This is a genomic window from Caldanaerobius polysaccharolyticus DSM 13641, assembly GCF_000427425.1.
Lineage (GTDB): Bacteria > Bacillota > Thermoanaerobacteria > Thermoanaerobacterales > Caldanaerobiaceae > Caldanaerobius > Caldanaerobius polysaccharolyticus.
This window is the reverse complement of record NZ_KE386495.1, coordinates 1,153,971-1,172,853: the sequence shown is the minus strand read 5'-3', so window position 1 is coordinate 1,172,853 and position 18,883 is coordinate 1,153,971. Positions and strand designations below refer to the sequence as shown.

25 protein-coding genes and 1 tRNA gene are annotated in these 18,883 nt (G+C 40.1%); 6 read left to right on the top strand and 20 right to left on the bottom strand.

What is annotated here, in order from left to right:
- Window position 1: 1 nt before the first annotated feature.
- Genes CALPO_RS0112420 through CALPO_RS13970 form a run of 4 tightly spaced genes read left to right on the top strand, consistent with a single transcriptional unit; the run spans window position 2 to window position 1,043 of the window.
- Window positions 2-187 carry a hypothetical protein gene (locus tag CALPO_RS0112420; protein ID WP_026487616.1) on the top strand — a complete coding sequence of 62 codons (186 nt, stop codon included), beginning with the start codon at window positions 2-4 and terminating at the stop codon, window positions 185-187.
- Between the two features lies 1 nt (window position 188).
- Window positions 189-527 (top strand): hypothetical protein, encoded by a 339-nt coding sequence (locus CALPO_RS0112415; RefSeq protein WP_026487615.1) that lies wholly within the window; start codon window positions 189-191, stop codon window positions 525-527.
- 6 nt (window positions 528-533) lie between these two features.
- Window positions 534-821: a hypothetical protein gene (locus tag CALPO_RS0112410; RefSeq protein WP_026487614.1), complete on the top strand. Its 288-nt coding sequence runs from the start codon at window positions 534-536 to the stop codon at window positions 819-821.
- Window positions 822-851: 30 nt separating this feature from the next.
- Window positions 852-1,043, top strand: coding sequence for a helix-turn-helix domain-containing protein (locus CALPO_RS13970; RefSeq protein ID WP_035172628.1), 192 nt, complete (start codon window positions 852-854; stop codon window positions 1,041-1,043).
- A gap of 137 nt (window positions 1,044-1,180) precedes the next feature.
- Here the strand turns inward: CALPO_RS13970 and CALPO_RS0112400 are convergent.
- From CALPO_RS0112400 to miaB, 7 genes are all read right to left on the bottom strand, one after another.
- Window positions 1,181-1,253 (bottom strand) — tRNA-Thr (locus CALPO_RS0112400).
- 59 nt (window positions 1,254-1,312) lie between these two features.
- Complete coding sequence (rnhA, locus tag CALPO_RS0112395) at window positions 1,313-1,750, bottom strand: ribonuclease HI (RefSeq protein ID WP_026487613.1); 438 nt, start codon at window positions 1,748-1,750, stop codon at window positions 1,313-1,315.
- Window positions 1,751-1,766: 16 nt separating this feature from the next.
- Complete coding sequence (gene proC, locus CALPO_RS0112390) at window positions 1,767-2,570, bottom strand: pyrroline-5-carboxylate reductase (protein ID WP_035172626.1); 804 nt, start codon at window positions 2,568-2,570, stop codon at window positions 1,767-1,769.
- A 1-nt stretch (window position 2,571) separates the two neighbouring features.
- A complete protein-coding gene (gene hfq / locus CALPO_RS0112385; protein ID WP_026487611.1) occupies window positions 2,572-2,829 on the bottom strand; it encodes an RNA chaperone Hfq in 258 nt (85 codons plus the stop codon).
- Window positions 2,830-2,884: 55 nt separating this feature from the next.
- The gene (gene miaA, locus CALPO_RS0112380; protein WP_026487610.1) at window positions 2,885-3,826 is read right to left on the bottom strand and encodes a tRNA (adenosine(37)-N6)-dimethylallyltransferase MiaA; all 942 of its coding nucleotides are present in this window, start codon (window positions 3,824-3,826) and stop codon (window positions 2,885-2,887) included.
- A gap of 10 nt (window positions 3,827-3,836) precedes the next feature.
- Window positions 3,837-4,724, bottom strand: coding sequence for a DNA mismatch repair MutL family protein (locus CALPO_RS13965; protein WP_245589973.1), 888 nt, complete (start codon window positions 4,722-4,724; stop codon window positions 3,837-3,839).
- Between the two features lie 17 nt (window positions 4,725-4,741).
- A complete protein-coding gene (gene miaB, locus CALPO_RS13960; protein WP_051585991.1) occupies window positions 4,742-5,731 on the bottom strand; it encodes a tRNA (N6-isopentenyl adenosine(37)-C2)-methylthiotransferase MiaB in 990 nt (329 codons plus the stop codon).
- Window positions 5,732-5,974: 243 nt separating this feature from the next.
- On the opposite strand from miaB, the gene CALPO_RS0112365 reads away from it, so the two are divergent.
- Window positions 5,975-7,813 (top strand): APC family permease, encoded by a 1,839-nt coding sequence (locus CALPO_RS0112365; protein ID WP_026487608.1) that lies wholly within the window; start codon window positions 5,975-5,977, stop codon window positions 7,811-7,813.
- 38 nt (window positions 7,814-7,851) lie between these two features.
- On the opposite strand, the gene CALPO_RS0112360 is transcribed toward CALPO_RS0112365, so the two are convergent.
- Complete coding sequence (locus CALPO_RS0112360) at window positions 7,852-8,811, bottom strand: cob(I)yrinic acid a,c-diamide adenosyltransferase (RefSeq protein ID WP_026487607.1); 960 nt, start codon at window positions 8,809-8,811, stop codon at window positions 7,852-7,854.
- Window positions 8,812-8,990: 179 nt separating this feature from the next.
- Between CALPO_RS0112360 and CALPO_RS0112355 the strand changes: the two genes are divergently transcribed.
- Window positions 8,991-9,521 carry a DUF6106 family protein gene (locus tag CALPO_RS0112355; RefSeq protein ID WP_026487606.1) on the top strand — a complete coding sequence of 177 codons (531 nt, stop codon included), beginning with the start codon at window positions 8,991-8,993 and terminating at the stop codon, window positions 9,519-9,521.
- 9 nt (window positions 9,522-9,530) lie between these two features.
- On the opposite strand, the gene CALPO_RS0112350 is transcribed toward CALPO_RS0112355, so the two are convergent.
- From CALPO_RS0112350 to speB, 12 genes are all read right to left on the bottom strand, one after another.
- Entirely contained in the window at window positions 9,531-10,295 is a 765-nt protein-coding gene (locus CALPO_RS0112350) for a protein-glutamate O-methyltransferase CheR (RefSeq protein ID WP_322786110.1), read from the bottom strand.
- 90 nt (window positions 10,296-10,385) lie between these two features.
- A complete protein-coding gene (speD, locus tag CALPO_RS0112345; protein WP_026487604.1) occupies window positions 10,386-10,760 on the bottom strand; it encodes an adenosylmethionine decarboxylase in 375 nt (124 codons plus the stop codon).
- A gap of 74 nt (window positions 10,761-10,834) precedes the next feature.
- Window positions 10,835-11,851: a 30S ribosomal protein S1 gene (gene rpsA / locus CALPO_RS13955; RefSeq protein WP_245589972.1), complete on the bottom strand. Its 1,017-nt coding sequence runs from the start codon at window positions 11,849-11,851 to the stop codon at window positions 10,835-10,837.
- A gap of 10 nt (window positions 11,852-11,861) precedes the next feature.
- Window positions 11,862-12,713 carry a 4-hydroxy-3-methylbut-2-enyl diphosphate reductase gene (gene ispH / locus CALPO_RS0112335; RefSeq protein WP_026487603.1) on the bottom strand — a complete coding sequence of 284 codons (852 nt, stop codon included), beginning with the start codon at window positions 12,711-12,713 and terminating at the stop codon, window positions 11,862-11,864.
- On the bottom strand, window positions 12,694-13,296 hold the full coding sequence (locus CALPO_RS0112330) for a lysophospholipid acyltransferase family protein (RefSeq protein WP_026487602.1): 603 nt from the start codon (window positions 13,294-13,296) through the stop codon (window positions 12,694-12,696). Before CALPO_RS0112330 ends, ispH begins: the two co-directional genes overlap by 20 nt.
- Before the next feature lie 24 nt (window positions 13,297-13,320).
- Window positions 13,321-14,313 (bottom strand): (d)CMP kinase, encoded by a 993-nt coding sequence (cmk, locus tag CALPO_RS0112325; RefSeq protein ID WP_084295285.1) that lies wholly within the window; start codon window positions 14,311-14,313, stop codon window positions 13,321-13,323.
- Window positions 14,314-14,319: 6 nt separating this feature from the next.
- Window positions 14,320-14,736: a hypothetical protein gene (locus tag CALPO_RS0112320; protein WP_026487600.1), complete on the bottom strand. Its 417-nt coding sequence runs from the start codon at window positions 14,734-14,736 to the stop codon at window positions 14,320-14,322.
- A 72-nt stretch (window positions 14,737-14,808) separates the two neighbouring features.
- Entirely contained in the window at window positions 14,809-15,420 is a 612-nt protein-coding gene (locus CALPO_RS0112315; protein ID WP_026487599.1) for a histidine phosphatase family protein, read from the bottom strand.
- Window positions 15,413-16,288: a MurR/RpiR family transcriptional regulator gene (locus CALPO_RS0112310; protein ID WP_026487598.1), complete on the bottom strand. Its 876-nt coding sequence runs from the start codon at window positions 16,286-16,288 to the stop codon at window positions 15,413-15,415. The genes CALPO_RS0112315 and CALPO_RS0112310 overlap by 8 nt, the downstream gene beginning before the upstream one ends.
- Before the next feature lie 58 nt (window positions 16,289-16,346).
- Window positions 16,347-16,529: a YpmA family protein gene (locus tag CALPO_RS0112305; protein WP_026487597.1), complete on the bottom strand. Its 183-nt coding sequence runs from the start codon at window positions 16,527-16,529 to the stop codon at window positions 16,347-16,349.
- A gap of 76 nt (window positions 16,530-16,605) precedes the next feature.
- The gene (locus CALPO_RS0112300; protein ID WP_026487596.1) at window positions 16,606-17,997 is read right to left on the bottom strand and encodes an oxaloacetate decarboxylase subunit alpha; all 1,392 of its coding nucleotides are present in this window, start codon (window positions 17,995-17,997) and stop codon (window positions 16,606-16,608) included.
- Between the two features lie 12 nt (window positions 17,998-18,009).
- Window positions 18,010-18,879, bottom strand: coding sequence for an agmatinase (gene speB, locus CALPO_RS0112295; protein ID WP_407638227.1), 870 nt, complete (start codon window positions 18,877-18,879; stop codon window positions 18,010-18,012).
- Window positions 18,880-18,883 lie beyond the last annotated feature (4 nt).

Genomic DNA, 18,883 nt, shown 5'->3' with positions numbered 1-18,883 from the left:
CATGAAAAATCTTATGGGATTTGAGTACGACCCAACGGCTGGGTATGTGCTTACGCCTGACGGCGTAGGCAAATACATAGGCTACGACAGTAACAGGCAGATTGTTTACGCGGAGATGGACAACAGTTGCGTTGTCGCCTACCCAGCTGACAAGTGTTACATCTGCCAAGATGAAGGGAGGAGCTAAGATGGATAGGAACCGTCTAGCCCGGTTGGCTGTAGAGCTAACGGGCGATTTGTCTAAACTATCAACCGAAGGTTATAAGGTTGAGGAGATACTACAGGTTATGGCAATTATACTTAAAAATGGTATTGTAGAGTTGTCAAAGAAGATTGCCAGGGAATTTGACGAGGATGCAGCCTTGAGAAAGGCTGTGCAGATAGAAGAGTTTATAAGAGAGCAAGACAGTTTAACATTACAGCCGAGGCCAGGGTCGACATTTGAGTGGGTTGTAGGGTTAGCGGAGAACGTCGAGCATGCACTTGCTGTGTTCCTTGAATTAAAGGAAGAATTAGAAAGGAGGTGACAAGCAATGGATGTAAGTTTGTGGGATGTATTTGTCTCTTCACCATTCGTTCCTGAGGCATTTAAGTTTGTAGCAAAAAATGACTTGTCTGACAAGTCACGTGACTTTTGCATGGCTCTCCTTGAGCTTGCTGAGCAAAAGCACGTCCCTGAAAGTGCCTTGGTTGTTGCTCTTGTAATAGCGCTTATGTCGCTCTATCAAGATGCTGTAGAGAGCCTCCCGGACGGTGATTTGGAGAAAAAGATAGTTAAAGCTATTCAGGAGGACATGGAAAAAGAAGAAGCAAGAGAATAAAGCCTTGAAGCGTTTAGGAGGGTTGTTGTTATGGAAAAACCAGTATACTACAAGATAGAGCAAGTGGCGGACATATTAGGTATTCCATCACGTTCGGTATACGATTTAATTTACCAAGGACACTTAAAAGCGGTCAGGGTTGGCCCGCGGCGAATTCGTATTCCGCAGGAGGCACTCCTGAATCTGCCGCCCTGGGAAAAGCGCAACAACAAATCAGCTTAAAGCCGCTGCAATTTTTCGCTGCAAAATCTTGTTTTTCATTCGTTTTTGAGTGAAATTGCAGCGATTTTGCAGCGAAAATAAGCAGCCTTCCCAATCAATAAAATGGGAAGGCTGCTCGAACCCGCTTGAAATGCATGAGCTAATGAAGGGACTCGAACCCTTGACCTGCTGATTACGAATCAGCTGCTCTACCAACTGAGCTACATTAGCGTATAACTTCATAAAACACATTATTAATTATAATATGAAATACGACATTTTTCAAGATGTTATTTCAATTTTCTTATCGCATTGGTCGCTAGTTCATCACACCTATTGTTATATTCATTGTCCGCATGGCCTTTTACTTTAACCCATTTAACGCTATGCTTTGAGCACAAGCTCAAAAGCTCTATCCACAAGTCTTTATTTTCAACAGGTTGCTTATTTGATTTCATCCAGTTTTTCTTTTGCCAATTATCTATCCACTTATTATTAAAGGCATTTACAAGGTAACTGCTATCGCTGTATATCGTCACGTAACAGGATTCTTTTAGCGATTTTAACGCTTCAATAGCTGCTTTTAGCTCCATTCTGTTATTTGTAGTAAAATCTTCACGTCCCATGATCTCCTTTTTGTATCCGTTGTAAATCAATATGGCAGCCCAAGCGCCAGGGCCTGGGTTGCCACTACATGCACCGTCCGTGTATATCGTAACTCGCTTCAAGTGCCATCACCTTTTACTACAATGACTTGGATTTTTCTACACAGGATATAACAGCTTCAATTACAGCTGACCTAAAACCTTTCATCTCCAGTTGCCTTACTGCTTCAATAGTAGTACCTGCCGGAGAACACACCATATCTTTTAATACCCCAGGATGCTTGCCTGTCTTTAAAATCAATGCTGCTGAGCCCATGACAGCTTGAGCAGCTATTTTATACGACATATCCCTTGGCAACCCTGCGTAAACACCCGCATCCGCCAAGGCTTCTATAAACATAAATACGTATGCAGGGCTGCTCCCGCTTATACCCGTAATAGCATCCATATACTTTTCATCCACTTTTACAACTAGGCCCAATGTGTTTAACAAATCGCTGACGTATTCCAGCTCTTCATCGCTGATCGGACCACTTGTGGTCATCGCAATAACACCTTCTCCGATCAGCGCAGGTGTATTGGGCATTAAGCGCACTATTTTGGCATCGTCTTTGACAAATCCCTTTATGTACTTTATACTTCTCCCCGCTACTATTGAAATCAAAATTTTGTTTTTATCAAACTCATCTGCTATTTCATCTAATACCACATCAATAGCGTCAGGCTTCACCGCTATGATCAATATATCAGAAGACTTAACCAATTTGCGAATACTTGCTGCAACATTTACTCTGTATTCATCTTTTACTTTTGTTAATTTTTCTTCAGATATATCGTATACCGAAATATGCTCATTAGAAACCTTCTTTGATTCCACAAACGCCGATAACATGGCAATACCCATATTGCCACAACCGACTATTCCTATTCGCCTGTAAGGCATTTCACTCACTCTTCTCAGCTTTTTCACTACTGGAAAACACGACGTTTTTGGAAGGAGATATCGTAGAAATCGCGTGCTTATATATCAATTGCTGCTGTTTCGCGTCATTCTCCAGTATAATAGTGAAATTATCAAATCCCTTTACAGTTCCCCTCAATTGATAACCACTTATGAGATAGATAGTTACCGGTATGTGTTCTTTCCTTACCTGATTTAGAAATACATCCTGTAAATTTATAGCCTGTTTTATATTATTCATTTAGCAAACCCCCAATTCCTTTTTATAACCATAATATTTGCGTATATCATATATTCTATCTCAAATTGTATTTTTCTGCAACTAATTCTAAAATATTTTTCGTTATTTCTTCTTTACAAGAGAATTGATCCACATAAAACCAGTGAATCCTCTTATCCTTTCTAAACCACGTAAGTTGCCTTTTGGCATATCTGCGGGTATCCCTCTTCAATATCTCTATCGCCTCTTCCAGTGTACATTGTCCCTCCAAATATCTTATAATCTCCTTATATCCCAGCCCTTGCATCGCTATCATATTGTTTTTATAGCCGTTATCGCAAAGCCATTTTATTTCCTCTATGAGACCGTCTTTTATCATTTTATCCACTCTTTCCTCTATTCTCTTGTATAACTTTTGTCTGTCCATTGTTAAACCTATCATAAGGGCATTGTATTCGGGATTAGGCCTGTTTTGAGTGATTTCCTGGTAATAAGATATAGGCTTACCTGTAAGTTTATATACTTCTAACGCCCTTATTATCCTCCTTATATCATTGGGATGAATTCTCTTGTAAGTTATGGGATCTACTTTCTTTAACTTCTCGTACAAGTACTCGTTTCCATACATCTTCGCCTGTTCTTTAAGTTGCTGGCGCAGTTTCCAATCTGCGGTTGACGAAAAATCCATGACGTTTACAATAGAATTGACGTACAGCCCTGTACCTCCTACCACAATGGGCATGTGGTTTCTTTTATATATTTCCTCTATTATCTTTGTAGCCATCTTTTTATACACAGCCACGCTAAACTCTTGATCCGGCGTTACTACATCAATCATAAAATGAGGAACTCTTTTTCGCTCCTGAAGAGAAGGTTTAGCTGTTCCTATATCCATGTACTTATAAACCTGCATAGAATCCGCAGATACTATTTCGCCGTTAATTTTTAAAGCTAAATCAATCGATACCTCTGTTTTTCCCACCGCTGTCGGCCCTACTATTACTATAAGTGGAATCATGTGCTACCTCCTATACGACCCTCTTAAACATCTTTTCAAGATCGTATTTTGTAAACTTTATAATGGTCGGCCGTCCATGAGGACAATTATAGGGATTTTCACAGCTAAACAGTGATTTTATAAGCTCTATAGCTTCCTCCTCTGTTAACGTGTCTTTAGCTTTTACAGCCGCTTTACACGCCTTTTTAAAAAGCATCTCTTCTACAGACGTCCTATTACTTTTATCCGATAAATAAGCTATACACTCCTCAACAAACAGACGTGCCTTGGGTTGATCAAAAAATATAGGTACAGACCTTATAGCTATTGTTTTTTCTCCAAAGTCTTCTATTTCATAACCTAATGTATTAAATAAATCCAAATTCTCCATTACCGTACTTTTTTCGTCATCCTTTAACTCCAAAATAGTAGGAATCAAAAGCCTTTGAGTCTTTATGTTACCGCTTTTAAACTCTCTAACATACTTCTCGTACAATATCCTTTCGTGGGCAGCGTGTTGGTCTATAATGTACAATTCACCATCTTTTACGGCCAGCAAATAAGTAGACATGTACTGTCCTAAATATTTAATGTCATAATCATTACAGATCTCTACACTGTCAAAAATCATGTCTATACTGTGGCTTTCGTATTCACTAGCGCTATTGTTCACCTTACCATCCACATTCGCCTCAGCTATCGCAATAGGGAAAATTCCACTTCTTGTATTAAAGCCGACATTACCGGTAAAAGTGGGAGTGGGGTTTAACGCCTTGGTTAAAGCATTGTACACAGCACTGTATACAGCGTGTTCATCGCTGAATTTTATTTCTAATTTATTAGGATGGACATTGACATCTATCATCTCTGGCTCTACCTCTACGTTCAATATCACCACTGGATAGGTGCCTGTGGTGATATACTGCTTGTACGCCTCTAAAACAGCTGCGTACAGCGCCTTATTTGCAGCATAACGCCTTCTAAATACCTTTCCCTGGTATACATCCTGTTCATAGCCTTTAAAATACGGTTGCTACCTGCCTGAAAAGGCAGATGAAGGTGCTCACAGACCTTTTCGCAATCCCTCATGGCGTATATTAAGTCATCTGTCAAGTCTTTGGGATGGGATGTGGTGAACCTTATCCTCTCAATACCTTCTACCTCGTTGACCATCCTCAGCAAATCCGCAAAAGTCACTTTTTCTTCAAGGCCTCTTCCATAAGAATTTACATTTTGTCCCAAAAGATTTACCTCTTTTATTCCCTGATCAGCCAGCTCTTTTACCTCCCTAATTATATCCGCGGGTCTCCTGCTTCGTTCCCTGCCTCTTACATACGGTACTATACAATAGGTGCAAAAGTTATTGCATCCATAGGTCACATTTACGAAAGCTCTTACCCTATCGATGCGTTTTACCGGAAGATTTTCTACTATTTGTCCATTTTCATCCCATACTTGTATTACAGGATCATCGGACTGTATGGCTTGCAGCAAAAGGTATGGGAATTCATGGATATTATGGGTTCCAAAAACCAGGTCAATAAACGGAAAATTCTCTTTTATCGCGTTAACTGCGCCTTTTTCCTGAACTACACAGCCGCACATCCCCACAATTACATCAGGTTTGCGACGTTTCAGCTCTTTCAGTTGAGATACCCTGCTAAACGCCCTCACCTCGGCGTGTTCTCTCACAGCGCACGTGTTAAAAAGGATGACGTCAGCGTCATCTACATTTTCTGTCTCTTCATATCCCATATCCTCCAACATACCCCTTAGTACCTCTGAATCGTGTTGATTCATTTGGCAACCAAAGGTGTATGTGACATACTTCTTCCTAATCCCTGTTTTTCGATGATACTCTTCATTTATATCTCTTACGCGGTTAATGCTATCTTTAATCTTCTCCATATCCAAAGTGTTTTCCATATATAGCCTCCCACCATATATTACTTGATTTCTGAGAATTTTGCCTTCATTTTATTATATCATCTAAGCATAAAGTATAAAAGCCCTTATAATATTGTGCTCTGTCGAGCAAAATTAAAATAACAAGGCAGTGCAAAGTCAGTCTTGACACAATTTTAAAGGGATATTATACTATCTTCTATGCATAGTTGATATGTTATAAAAGTTTACAGAAGCTTTAAAATTAAAAAGGGGAAGGAAAATATGTTTAGAGTTATAAAAAACATCTTGATCGGGGAGCCTTTACCAAACAAAAAGCTGTCAAAAGAAAAAATACCCGTGTGGAAAGCTCTTGCAATTTTTTCATCAGATGCCCTATCATCAGTGGCATACGGACCCGAGCAGATCATAGTAATATTGACATATGCAGGGCTTACATTATACGGCTTTGCATTGCCTATATCCTTGGCTATCTTAATATTGCTAGCTATCGTGAGTATCTCTTACTCGCAAGTGGTAAGAGCTAATCCGGGCGGCGGCGGTTCTTACTCGGTAGCAAAAAACAATTTAAATGAAACAATGGCGCTGATTGCAGCTGCCTCCCTGTTTATTGACTACACTCTGACTGTGGCAGTTAGCATATCCTCAGGGACAGACGCTATAACATCGGCATTCCCTTTTTTAAAGCCATATCATCTGTTGATTGATTTATTCGTGCTATTCGGGGTGCTTATGCTCATTAACCTGCGCGGCATCCGCGAATCATCTACAGTATTTGTTTTTCCTACGTACGGGTTCGTAGCAGGTATAATCATACTCATAATAACAGGAGTAATTCTTGCATTAACAGGGCATCAACCTATCATACCGCCAGAATCTCTTAGATTTTCTTTTGATGCCGGTGCATTATTTGTCATACTGAGGGCTTTTGCCAGCGGTTGTAGCTCAATGACAGGAGTAGAGGCCATATCCAATGGTGTAACTATGTTCAGACCTCCCGAAGTAGAAAACGCTAGAAAAACTACATTTTTGATGGCTCTTATCCTCGGTTTTATGTTCGGCGGTATTTCGTTTTTAACAGTACACTATCATTTGCTTCCGCAGTCTGGCCAGACCATGCTCTCTCAGCTGGCCTCCATGATTTTTGGGCGTGGATGGATGTACTATTATATACAGATAGCTACGATGTTAATCCTCTATCTGGCAGCTAATACGTCTTTTAATGGTTTGCCCCCCTTGCTGGCACTGCTGGCCAAAGACAATTACATGCCTAGATACCTCGCAGCTCGCGGAGAGCGCTTAGCGTACTCTGGCGGTATTGTTTTGTTGAGCGTTGTATCTGCTCTGTTTATATACGCTTTTAGAGGAAACACCGAACACCTTATTGCATTGTACGCTTTAGGTGTTTTTATCTCATTCACTATTTCTCAGTCTGGAATGGTTATACATTGGAAACGCGAAAAAGGTACCAACTGGCACATAAGGGCAGTCGTCAACGCCATTGGAGCGGTAACAACGGCTATAATAGTAGTTATCATAGGCATTACCAAATTTATTTACGGTGCATGGCTGGTGGTCCTCTTTATACCGTTGTTGATAATCGTATATAGAAAAATCTACAGACACTACAGCGATATACGAGAACAACTAAGGCTTCCAAAAGAACATTACGGCAAAGCAAAAGACATCCCTTTGGGAAAGAATTATGTTATAATGCCCATTTCTGGTGTTAACCGCATGGTAGAAAAAACTTTGGCATACGCCAGGATGATTTCTTCAGACATCACGGTACTCTATATAAGCATCAACAAAGAGGATATAGAGGAAATACGAAAAAAATGGGAACAATGGAATACAGGAATAGAGTTAAAAATAATATATTCTCCATTCCGCACCATTCTAAGACCATTAGCAAACTATATAGCTCATATGCGAAATCACATTGGTCCCCATGATTTTATAACTGTGCTAATTCCTGAGTTTGAGCCAAAAAAACTATGGCACAGGCTTTTGCACAATCAAACCGGCCTGTACTTGCGTACCTATTTTCACCTGAAATACGACGTAGTTATCAGCGTTGTGCCTTTCAAGTTAAAAAAATAAAGGATGCCGACTGTCTGCGACATCCTTTATTTTATCCTTTATTTTCTATCGCCGACTTTTATCAACTCTTCATAAGATAAAGCCACAGCCTTCGCTATCTGCAAATCCTGCTGGGAAGTCCCACCGCTAATACCTATACCGCCTACAACTGTACCGTTGTACTTCAGCGGATAACCTCCTGCAAAAGTGACAATCCTCTGGTTATTAGTGGTGTTAATGCCGTAAAGCGGACCATCTGGTTGAGCCAAATTGCCGATTTCATCTGTGGGCATTCTAAGAGTAGAGGCCGTATAAGCTTTGTCAATCGCAATCCCAATGCTAGCCACTAACGCGCCATCCATGCGCTGTAATGCCAACAGATTTCCCGCCTCGTCGGCTACCGCTGATACAATAGGAATACCCATTTCCTTTGCCAAAGCCTGTGAAATCATTATGAGTTTCAACGCAATCTCAAGATTCAAAAAAATCTCTCTTCCCCCTTCTTTATTATATTCATGGGCGCTTTTTCCACCGTAAACGCAATCAATGTACCGAGCTAACACGTAAAGCAAATCAGACAATCTGTTTAAATATTTTAACATTTCAGGCTGCACTCCGTCTGCCTTTGCTGCCACAGCTTTTCTCTCTGCCCTTCTGACCACTGCCCTGGCAAAATCCATATAAGCTGACCCTAATGTCTTGCCAGGAATTATAAAACCATTTTGTAAAGGTATCTCAGACTGAAACCGATCTATAATATCTTCTATATACTGGATTTTTTCCCAAAGAGGCTTTGTATCGAAACCAGCTACACCTGAACATATATTCTGTATTTCCTTTTGAACGTCTTGTATAATGTCTGCAACTCTATCAGGAGCGTATAACTTGGCTATCCCTAGGGCACAACTGGCTTCATCCATGGAACCTAACAGCTCTATTGTCCCGCTATCCTTGGACAATCTGACATTGCCCCTGATTGATGTTGTGCCATCATCACCTGTTCTTGTGTAAATTTTCATCTCCATCACCCAAATGTGAAATCGTTTTGAACAAACTGTCTGAATTTGATTATATACCTACTATGCGTTTAAGTCAATCGGCTTATGCTCAACGGTGCGAAGAGATTCTAAGAAAAGGTTTGGCCTTTGAACGATAGGTATGGTATAATAATAGTAAAAAAAGAAAGGAGCTAGTCCTAATGGATAACTTTCATGAAGAAGTCGTCAAAAAGAAAAACATGGCGGTAAACAACCTCATATACTACATATCTTACTTTTTCATGATTGTATTCGGGCTAATGTCTTTAAACTTCTTATTTAGCATTTTTGCCCGTTTGAGCATTGCCAGTATTATCGGGACGGTCTTAACTGGTGCAATAACATATGGGTTATACGTCCTGCGAAACAACCAGAAGGTTGAATACGAATATACCTTTACTAATGGTGATATTGATATAGCCAAGGTAATCATGAACAGCAAAAGGGTTCCCATATTATCTACCAATGTAAAGGAATTTGAGATAATAGCACCGGTAAACAGTGAATCTTACAAGAGAATATCTCACAACATAAACAGCTATAAGGTATATAGAGCATACACCAATACCGACAGGCTGTATTACGGTATATTCAATCATAACAGCAAGCGCAGCTTCCTTGTGTTTGAACCCAGCGACCAGCTGCTAAAGCTTTTAAAAATGTACAACCCAAAAAACGTTCAGGTTGAATAAAACTTGGTTTTATTCAACCTTTTTATAAAAAAACGGTCGATATTGTTCTAGTCCAAATCGCCTAGGCATAAAGATCTGTTCTGTGCTGCCTAAAAACAATATACCTCCCTTGTTTAGCGCTTTTGACAACCTATAAAATACCTTTTCCTTTATGTCCTCGTTGAAGTAAATTATCACGTTTCTGCACACAAGTAAATCTATGCCGCTAAGGTACTCGTCCAGTACAAGGTCATGCTTTAAAAAGGAGACATTTTGTTTTATTTCGTCTTTAACTGTGTAACATTCCCCTTTTACTTCAAAATATTTCATGAATTCCGTAGGTACATTCTCAAGGCTTTTAGGTGCATATATGCCAGCCTGCGCTTTTTTTAATGCATTTTCATCTATATCAGAGGCGATTATACGGAATCTTTTAGGATCCACATGTTTTCTTAAAAGCATAGAGATGGAATACGGCTCTTCCCCATTGGAACAAGCCGCACTCCATACTCTGATAAAATCCTTCTTTATCAAAAGCGGGATTATATCTTTTTCCAATACATTCCATTGCTGAGGATTTCTAAAAAATTCTGAGACGTTTATAGTGATATAGTCTATAAACTCATCGTAAGCCACTTTGCTTTCCTTGATAAATCTTAAATAATCGCTGTATTCGCTTAGATCATGGCGAAACATAAGAGTACTTATTCTGCGTTTCATCTGGTTTTCCTTATATGCAGACAGGTCTATCCCCGTCATCTTAAACACCTGTTTTATAAATTCCTCATATAACAAACCAATTTCCCCTTTGAAGCTTGTAACAAAAAAGTCGTGAAGTTTCACGACTATATTCAGAATTTTGGATCTATTATTAAACCCGGTTACTCATAAATTAGCAACCTTTACGGGCTGTTCAAATATTCCTCGCTTAACCTCTGTAGCAGTCATATGCTTGGCATTAAGCTTGTTGGTAAGGAAGTTACATGCATCCCATGGATTGACTTCACTGCCACAAGTGAACACATCAACTGCAGCGTATCCTAATTCCGGCCATGTGTGTATCGTCAGATGTGATTCAGATATTATTACTACACCGCTTACGCCCTGCGGACTGAACTTGTGAAAAGCTACTTCTCTCACTTCAGCACCAGCTCTTAATGCAGATTCAACCATAATTCGCTCTATATTTTCTCGATCGTTTAATATTTCGGCGTCGCAACCGTATATCTCTGCCAAAATATGACGGCCCAAAGCATTCATTCTATATTAATTACCTCCTTCATTTATATTCAATAAGATAAATTTTATCAGATTTTATCTAAAAGTCAAGAGTTTTAAAATTCACTTAACGCCAACCTTATTCGCTTTTTATTTAAATCTATGTTCACTATTTCGACTTTAACCACGTCACCCTCTTTTAAATCATCCCTGCCTTTTAAATACGTTCTGTATATAAGGCCATCTATACCCGGTTCCAATTCCACAAAAGCGCCAAACTGATTTACAGCCACAACTTTACCTGATTTTATATCTCCCACATGGTATTTTTCTCCTGCTTTATCCCATGGGTCTGGAAGCGTCCTCTTAATACTAAGAGCAATCTTCTCTTTTTCTTTGTCTACGCTCAATACGTAAACGTCTACCTTATCGCCTACTTTTAATACATCTGAAGGGTGCTTAATCCTGCCCCATGATATCTCACTGACCCTGAGCAATCCATCTATACCACCTACATCTATAAAGGCGCCATAATCCGTCAGATTTCTCACCACGCCTTTAACGGTCTGTCCTACCTGCAAGCTTTCCAGCGCCTTGGCTTTTCTCTCTTGCGCCACTTCTTTTAAATAATCTCTCCTAGAACCTACAATTCTCCTTTTCTGTTCGTCTATTTCTATTATCTTAATTTCCACAGTTTTCCCCAAAAACTCCTCCAAGTTATCTACATGCCTTAAATCCAGGTGAGATGCGGGTATAAAGCAGCTAAACCCTTTAATGTCAGCCAATACGCCACCTTTTACCACTTTGTACACCTTTGCATTTACAGTACTGTGACTCTCATAATCCTGCTTCAATTGATCCCAAAATTTTACTGAATCAACTCTTTTTTTAGAAGCGAGGACATTGCCGTCTTCATTTTCCACCTTTAAAATCTCTACCTCAAACTTGTCTCCTACTTTGACAATTTCCGTAGGTGACTTATCTAAGTCGTACGACAACTCGCTTTTGGGTACAAACGCATCAGCTTTATAACCTATGTTGAGCACTGCACCTTCATCATTTACCTGAATAACAGTACCCTCCACCACATCTCCTCTTTTAATTTCTTTAAATGTCTTCTCATATTCGTCCATGTAATCCAACTTAATCCCTACCCTTCGCTTGTTTTTCCAACTCATCTACAATTGAGTTTATAATCCAATCCGGTGTCGACGCACCGGCTGTTATACCTATTATATCACTTTTTTCTAATTTGTTTAATGGCAATTGTTCTTTTGATTCAATGTGATATGTCCTCTCACAGTGTTTTCTACACAGATCTGCCAGCTTTTTCGTATTAGAGCTATTTAGACCTCCTATTACTATCATGACATCTACTCTTTTGGCTAAATCCTCAGCCTCTTTCTGGCGCTGGTAAGTGGCATCGCAGATGGTATTAAATGCTACCATGTCTTTTATCTTTGTGCGTAAGACCTGGTTTATATTTTCCCATTTTTCATAAGCCATGGTCGTCTGGGAAACAACACATCCCTTTTCCAAGCAAGGAATTTCTCTGGCTCTTTCTACGCTATCTAATATTATAGCAGTGCCCTCGCACCAGCCGTTTACGCCTTTTACCTCAGGGTGTTGGGGATCACCAACAATTATGATCGTATAGCCTTTCTGATGGTACTCCATAACTATTCTTTGTACCTTCTTTACAAACGGACAAGTCTTATCAAATACCTTACATCCTTTTTGCTGTATTAACCGGTATTCTTTGCTGGAAATACCATGGGTACGTATTATAACGTTACTGCCAGGAGGGATATCGTCTATGGAATTGGCTACTTTTACCCCCATGTTCTCGTAATGCTCTACCACCTGAGGATTGTGTATGATAGGGCCATACGTACAAATCCAACCTATTCTTTGCTCTAACAACTTATCTATAGATTCTATAGCTCTTTTAACCCCGAAACAATATCCTGCTGAATTAGCGACCATTATCTTCATTGGCTTCCTCCTGTAATGCTTTTATCTTGTCCACGACTATCTGGCTTATTTCGCTCAAATATTCGCTATTGTTTTTAACCCCTGTAGGATTCTTTAAATAAAAAGGTCTGCCTATATTTATGATGATCTTATTGAACAACCTGTAGCTGCCAACGATAGCCACCGGTACTACCGGACACGCCGCCTTTATGGATAAAAGCGCTACTCCCGGTTCAGCCCTTTTTAATTCCTGGCTCTTGTTTCTGGTTCCCTCTACAAAAAGCCCCAAGGCTTTACCGTCCTTTAGGATTTTAAGGGCTGTTTTTATGGCCATAAGATCTGCCGTTCCTCTTTTTACAGGGAAAGCTCCTAGCATTTTTAATATCCACCCAAAAACCTTGTTGCGAAATAACTCTTCCTTCGCCATATAAAATATTCTACGCTTTACAAAACACGCTACCAATGGAGGATCCAAATAGCTCATGTGGTTAGGGCAAAGGATAAAAGCTCCTTTTTCAGGGACGTTATCACCACCACGCACTTCCACCCTGAAAAGCATCAAAAACAAAAACTTTACAATAATTTTCGCCATCCCATAAAACATAAGGTAAACACCTACCCTGCAGAGCTATCTCAATAATTCCAGGATTCGCGCCACAACTTCGTCAACTGTCATATCTGAGGCATCTATAACATAAGCGTCATCGGCTTTTTTAAGCGGAGAATGTTCGCGACTTGCATCCTGCTGGTCCCTTTCTGTTATTTGCCTGACTAATTGGTCAAAGTCCATATCAATTCCTTTTCTCTTTAACTCATCGTAACGCCTTTTAGCCCTCACTTCTACAGAAGAGGTGAGATATATTTTTAAATCAGCATCTTTAAGCACGTTGGTACCTATATCCCTTCCTTCCATTACGACGCTTTTGCGCTCCGCTATTTTTTTCTGCAAAGATACCAGTATAGACCTTACCTCAGGTATACTGGCAACGGCAGATACATTCGAAGTCACAGTGCTAGTCCTTATATCATGGGTTACATCCCTTCCATCCAGGTAAACCCTATCGCCTTCCATATGAATTTCCGTAGCTCTTAAAATATCCACTATAGTACCTACGTCGTGAAAATCCACGCCCTTTTCTAACAGCTTTAAAGTAATAGCTCTGTACATCGCTCCTGTATCTACATACATGATGTTAAGCCTTTTTGCCAGTTCTTTTGCCACAGTGCTTTTACCTGCACCTGCTGGACCATCTATAGCTATTTTTAGACCAGATATATCAGGCCTTAATACCTTAGCCTTTTTTAAATAAACATGTTTGATTTCCTTGGGCTCCATGCTTTGAATACGAACCAGCACCCTTATGCATTTCTTCAAGCTCTGCTTTATATCTGCTTCCTGTAGACACATTACCGGTACATCATATCCCAACATTCTCACAGCAGGTGCTGGATACGCATCGTCAAGATCTTTTGTAACCGAAAATAAAATATCTAGGACGTGTGATGGATCCAACTGGTTGGCGCTGATGATCTCACTTAAAAGCGACTTTGTAGCTTCTATTATACAATCCTTCTTATTTTCGTCTACGCTTATCGCTCCTCTTATCGAGTACAAAAACATGCGATGTCACCTCATTTTAATACGGCTTAACACATTTATTCTTTTGCCGAGATTTTTTCTAAACATTTTTTTAGGATACTGAACATTTTCACTCGTATCCACTACCTCTACGACAGTATCTTTGGATGGTTCCAGTTCCACCACATCTCCACTTTCAACAGGCAATAAAAAAATATCATCGCCAAAAGATGCTATTTCCAGGCCGTTGCGGTAAACTTTTACCCTCACGCCCTTTTTTTCGGATTTTATTTTTATCCATCCACTTTTTTTTGTGATCTCTACGCTACTACTCTTCTCAAACTTTGCCACGCTCCCTGATCCCCACCTGGTACCTACCTCGCCGCTGTTGACCCATACGATGGAACAAAATAAAATCACAGCCACAAAGGTCAAAACCACTTCTGTTTTGTCCATCAACTTCATATATATCCTCCACCACGACGTATGATATTTAAGATATATTTATGTAATATCTCAAATATCATACATCATTCGCTAAAATAAATGACAGGTGTCGTTGTACAAGGTGAGCACAGCCTTTCCATCTTTATTTACCTCAAGGACATTGACTGCTGTGTTATGCTGTCTAAATTTATTGTATTTAGAAATATCTATTTCTAACAATCCCAACACCATCAATTTAATAGGTCCTCCGTGACTTACTATTACTATGTTTTGATCATCTTCACAGTCCTTTAAGATCTTTTTTAAACCAGACATCACCCTATGAAGTACACTGTGAAGCATTTCGCCTCCAGGTATCCTCGCGCGATGAGGGCTTTCTCTCCACATCCTGTGCTCCTCTGGAAATCTCCTTTTAATTTCCTCAAAGGTAAGCCCTTCCCACAAACCGAAATTTATCTCTCTAAATTCCTCCATCACGACTACGTCCTTTTTTACCACTTGAGAGATGTAATTAGCCGTCTGTACCGCTCTGCTCAGGTTGCTGGAATATATTCTATCCACACGGCATGAACTCATCCTCCGTGCCAGCTTTATCGCTTGAAGTTTCCCATTTTCGTTTAAAGGTACGTCCACACAGCCCTGAGTCCTATTGTGCAAGTTCCACTCCGTTTCCCCATGCCTTATAAGGTATAATTTACTCATCTTTCGACCCTTCTGCCTTATCCGAATACACGCCGTATTTATCCCATATTTTCTCAAGGTGATCAAAATAAGTGGTTATTGTGCTCTTTTCCCTTAGCCCAACGCTTACTATTAAAGCGTTTATAAGGCTCAACGGTGCCACCAGCGAGTCCACAAATGAAGCGATGTTGCTCTTTGCTATCAACACACAATCAGCGCATTCAGTCAAAGGCGACAGATTGCTATCTGTAATAGCGATGACCTTAGCATTTTTTTCTTTGGCGTATTTGAGCGCATCAATAGTCCTGCGAGAATACCTAGGAAACCCTATTCCTATGACTACGTCACTTTCTCCTACCCTTAATAATTGCTCAAAGATATCGCTAACGCCATAAGATACTACCCTTACGTTGTCCAATATTAAATTAAGGTAAAAGCCCAAAAACTCAGCTAAAGCCGTAGAGCTGCGCAATCCTATTATATATATCCTTCTGGCTTCAAATAAACTGTCGATGACCTTATTAAAAACGTCTATGTCCAGGGCTTCCATAGTAGACTTTATATTTTCCAGATCAGACTTTAATACAAACTCCACAATGTTATTGTTTTTATTGTAATCCTGAGCCAACTCCAACCTTTGAAGCGTCGTGAGCTTCATCTTAACCAGATCCTGAAGGGATTTCTGCAATTCAGGATACCCATCAAAACCGATGGCGTTTGCAAACCTCACTACCGTAGATTCGCTTACATTGATCTTTTTGCCCAATCTAGACGCCGTCATAAACGCAGCTTTATCATAATGATTGAGGATGTACTCCGCAATTAGCTTTTGACTTTTGCTGAACTCAGGGAGGTGTTGCTTTATTCTGTCTATCAAATCCGTATTCACACCTTACCACCTTTTTTGTAAAATTTAGCTCATACAAAAATGATTATAGCATATAATTTTAAGTTTCGTAAATAGAAACAATCAACTCATCGCCATCCAAAGAAATCCCAAAAATGATATTATGGTGCTTCAAAACTTTATTTAAAAAGTCGATGACCTTATACAATTCGCCGTTATATGGAAATCTTTTTTCAGCAATAAGCTCCAGCTTGCCGCTTTTTTCTCCTTTTGATGGATACATTAGATTCGCCTCCGACATCATAATATTTTATAAACAAAGAGTGTTAATGCAAAAGGACATTAACACTCCACCACCCTCACGCAGGATATACCTTTTCTTGAAAATCCACCAGCTCATGGTCAATCCCGTATTTTTTCGCCTGCCTTTGCTTAAAGAAATTCAACGCTACCTGCGGAAACATGGCATAAGAAAGCACATCTTCTTCCTGTTCCAGATAAGCAGCCACTTCCTTTTTAAACTCTTCCATCTGCGGTTTTAGTAAATCAGCAGGCCTTACCGTTATTACCTCTTCGTCTCCTATTATCTTTTTCTTTATCTCGTCAGATACAGGCACAGGTGGTCTCCCGTACAGTCCTCTGACGTAATCCTTTATCTCTTTAGGCACCACCTTGTACCTCTCACCGGTAAGGATATTTATCGTAGCCTGAGTTCCTACCATTTGGCTAGTAGGGGTAACCAACGGCGGATACCCTAAATCTTCTCTAACCCTTGGCACTTCTTTTAAAACTTCTTCGTACTTATCTAAAGCATTCTGCTGTTTGAGCTGTGAAACGAGATTGGAAATCATACCCCCAGGTATCTGGTATTTAAACGCCCTGGTATCCACCTCTGTGGTCATTATAGCGCCTCTTTTAATGTGATCTTCCCTCACCTTTTTAAAATACTCAGCTATTTTATTTAATAGATCTAAATCTAACCCCGTATCGTAAGGCGTACCCTGAAGTGTAGCTACCAGGGGCTCGGTAGCCGGCTGAGAAGTTCCCAAAGCGAGAGGAGAGATAGCTGTATCAACCACGTCAACACCTGCTTCAATTGCCTTTAAATACGTCATGTCTGCCACACCAGTGGTATAATGGCTGTGAAGTTGAATGGGTAAGTTTACAACCTCTTTCATCCTCTTTACCAGTTCATAGGCGGTGTAAGGAGTGAGAAGCCCTGCCATATCTTTTATACATATAGAGTCGCACCCCATGTCTTCCAGTTTTTTAGCCATGTCTACATACGTATCTATGTTATGAACGGGGCTTAACGTGTAAACCACAGTGCCTTGAGCATGTCCATTGTTTTTCTTAGTGGCTTTTACAGCAACTTCTAAATTTCTCAAGTCGTTTAAAGCGTCAAATATCCTTATTATATCAATGCCGTTGTCAATGGCCTTTGCCACAAAAGCTTCTACCACGTCATCTGGGTAATGCCTGTAACCTAAAAGGTTTTGCCCCCTTAGCAGCATCTGCAATTTAGTATTTTTTATTCTATCCCTAAGCTTTCTCAACCTCTCCCACGGATCCTCATTTAAAAACCTCATACACGCATCAAAGGTGGCTCCTCCCCACATCTCCAGCGAAAAGTAACCGACCTTGTCCAACATCTCTGCAACTGGAAGCATTTCATCCGTTGTCATCCTCGTAGCCAGAAGCGATTGGTGCGCATCCCTCAACACCGTCTCTGTTATCATAACTCTGGCCATTAAAATCCCTCCCTACATAAACGATAAGATGGCCTCCCGTATGATCTTTGCAGCCAGGATGGACGTAATATCAGAACAATCGTTAATAGGAGAAACTTCTACCAAGTCAAAACCGATTACGTCACATTCTTTAAGCAAATGTATGGCCTTGAACATCTCTCGAGAATCTACACCACCAGGTTCGGGGGTACCTGTTCCTGGAGCAAAGGCAGGATCTACCACATCTATATCTAAGGTAATATAGATCGGCCTTTTTTTCAAGTCGCCTAATACGCTCTTTAAAGGCTGGTACACGTCAAATAAAAACATGTGAGAGCATTCCCTGGCGTATTCAAACTCTTCTCTTATTCCAGACCGAATTCCAAAATGGTATATATTTGAAGGACTCACATATTTTTCAACTAACCTTAAGACGTTGGCATGGGAATACTTTTCACCAAAAAACTCTTCTCTTAAATCCGCATGGGCATCAAAATGTAATACCAGCATCTCATCTCCGTATTTCTTATAAGCTTCTTCTATCACTGGAACGCTCATAAGATGTTCGCCTCCAATAAATAGAGGCTTTTTCCCGTCTTCAAATACCTCCCTAGCAGCCTCTCTAATTATGTCCATACTCTTTTCCACATTGCCAAAAGGCAAGACCAAATCCCCGCAATCGCAGTATTTTTTATCGTGAAGGTACTTATCCGTATACACGCTGTACTCTTCCAGCCCGTAAGACATTTCCCGTATTCTCTGAGCGCCAAACCTTGAGCCAGGCTTAAAGCTTACAGTGTAGTCAAAAGGCACACCTATTATAGCTATCTCGCACTCTTCATAATCGTCAATACTGCCTATGAATTTACCACTGGATACGAGATCAAAAGGAAATCTTTTCATTATC